Source organism: Mesorhizobium sp. M4A.F.Ca.ET.050.02.1.1 (assembly GCF_003997725.1).
In the GTDB taxonomy this organism is placed as follows: domain Bacteria; phylum Pseudomonadota; class Alphaproteobacteria; order Rhizobiales; family Rhizobiaceae; genus Mesorhizobium.
In genome coordinates, this window is the sequence record NZ_RZSG01000850.1 from 1 (window position 1) to 2,480 (window position 2,480).

Annotated in this window: 2 protein-coding genes; one reads left to right on the forward strand and one right to left on the reverse strand. The window is 61.2% G+C overall.

From position 1 onward, the window contains the following. Window positions 1-421: hypothetical protein (locus EOA33_RS32160; protein ID WP_145989408.1), on the reverse strand; the 421-nt coding region annotated here is incomplete at its 3' end. Between the two features lie 585 nt (window positions 422-1,006). Between EOA33_RS32160 and EOA33_RS32165 the strand changes: the two genes are divergently transcribed. Then, on the forward strand, window positions 1,007-2,480 hold a 1,474-nt coding region (locus EOA33_RS32165), incomplete at its 3' end, for an ABC-F family ATP-binding cassette domain-containing protein (protein ID WP_145989409.1).

The window sequence follows — 2,480 nt, forward strand, 5'->3', positions numbered from 1 at the left end:
CGAAAGCGTTGCCAATACACCAATCTGTTTTCCCCTTCGGTAAGTTTGCCCAGTACTTCGCCAATTGCGACTTTCGTATTTTTTCCTCTTTAAGACAATTGCGAAGGTTCTCCGATTTCACATCTCGATTTTTCAAATAGCAGTAATAGTCACTTTTGAGGGCTGAAAAGGCGGCATCCACAGTTGGCTCGCCGGGGCTGCAAAATACGCGACCGTCGAGGCAGGCCTTCCCCAAGGCGGAGGCCACAAAAGAGCTAACTGTACCATATGTTTGAAATTGCACCACTGTTATATACTTCTTCAATAGATCGCTTTCGCGTCGTTCAACGAGGTGCCAATAGGGTTGAATTGTGGCTCTCATTGTTTTTTCAAACACGAGGCACTTGTCCTTCTCCACCTGCTGCTCCGTCTTGTCGAGCATTTTCGACACTAAGGCCGTGCAAGCCTTCCGTGTCCAAATCTGGAAAAGGCAACTGCTCCGCAGCGTTGGCGAATTGCGAAGTCAGCAAAGTTGTCGCAAGAAAAAGGATTCGCACCATGCCCACCTGTATGCCCTCCGTAGATCGCACCCAGCTTGGAGTGAGGAAGCAATAGTGTCAAAAGGGAAAATATCCAAGAAGCGATATCCCTGGAGGTTGCTAGCGCAACGCGTCTGACCCATTGGTGCGGATCAAGTCCATCACAGTTCTCCTTTCATTGCGGTTGTGCGCCAAGGCAAGGATATCGTGCAAAAGGCACTCCCTTGCTACCATCCCCACCTTGGTGTAATCGCTCCACGTCACTCAAACGTCTCGAAAGGAGGGCTGCGTGTTTATCGATCACCATCGTCAGCGTGGCCCGATTTCTGCCCTGCGAGCTTGCTTGCAGGGCTGACCAGGACGGTCCGGGAACTTCCCGCTTCGATTTTTGGTCTGCCCTTCGTGGTGCCGCTGAGCTTGGCCTGATGGCCGGTCCGCGCACCGTCAAAGTGCATCAGCCGGACACCGGCAAGACCAGAGAAATCGACATGGCCCTGATCAGCCTCAAATCGCTCGGCGTCACCATGAGTGCGCCGCTCTTCTCCAACCTCGACCTCAGCATCGGCGCGGGCGACCGGCTCGGCATCGTCGCCGCCAACGGCCGCGGCAAATCCACTTTGCTCAAATGCCTGACCGGCGAAATGGAGGCCACCTCCGGCGACATCACCCGCACGCGCGGCCTGCGTGTCGGCCATGTCGAGCAATCCGTCCCCGACACGCTTCTCGACCGCAGCTTCCATCAGGTGGTGGCCGATGCCTTGTCGCCCGAGCAGGCCGATAGCGAGTTGTGGCGGGTAGACATCGTTCTTGATTCCCTCGACGTGCCGGAAGAGATGCGCGGCCGGCCGATGCGCGCGCTCAGCGGCGGCTGGCAAAGGCTGGCGCTGATCGCCCGCGTCTGGGTCACCGATCCGGACGTGCTTCTGCTCGACGAGCCGACCAACCATCTCGACCTGGCGAAAATCGGCCAGCTGGAAAACTGGCTCATCGGACTGCCGCGCGAGGTGCCGGTGGTGATTGCCAGCCACGACCGCGCCTTCCTCGATGCCACCACCAACCGCACGCTGTTCCTGCGCCCGGAGCAGTCGCGGGTGTTCCCGCTGCCCTATTCGCGGGCGCGCGAGGCGCTCGATGAGGTCGATGCCTCGACGGCGCGCAAGTTCGAGCGCGACATGAAGGTCGCCCAGCAACTCCGCCGCCAGGCGGCCAAGCTCAACAACATCGGCATCAATTCGGGCAGCGACCTGCTAACCGTCAAGACCAAGCAGCTCAACCAGCGGGCGGAGAAGCTGGAAGACGCGGCCCAGCCGGCGCATCGCGAGCGCTCGGCGGGCGCGCTCAGGCTCGCCAACAGCGGCACGCACGCCAAGGTCTTGATCACGCTCGACGACGTGGCCGTGGAAACGCCCGACGGCACGCTGCTGTTCCGGACCGGCAAGCGCCACATCTGCCAGGGCGACCGCATCGTGCTGCTCGGCCGCAACGGCGTCGGCAAGTCGCGCTTCGTCACCCTGCTCCGCAACGCCGTCACCGAGCCGGAAAGCGCGCGCAACGTGAAGGTGACGCCGTCGACGGTACTCGGCTACAGCGACCAGGCTCTGTCGGGCATGAGCGGCGACGACACGCCGCTGGCGATGGTGACGCGCAGATTCGACATCGGCGAGCAGCGCGCCCGCTCGCTGCTCGCCGGCGCCGGCGTCGCAATTGACATGCAGGCGCGCCGGATCGGGCTCTTGTCGGGCGGGCAGAAGGCGCGGCTGGTGATGCTGGCGCTCAGGCTTGCCAATCCCAATTTCTACCTGCTCGACGAGCCTACCAACCACCTCGACATCGATGGCCAAGAAGCCTTGGAAACGGAACTGCTAGCGCATCAGGCGAGCTGCGTTCTCGCCTCGCACGACCGCGCCTTCATCCGCGCCGTCGGCAACCGCTTCTGGCCGATCGAGAAGCGGCGGCTGACCG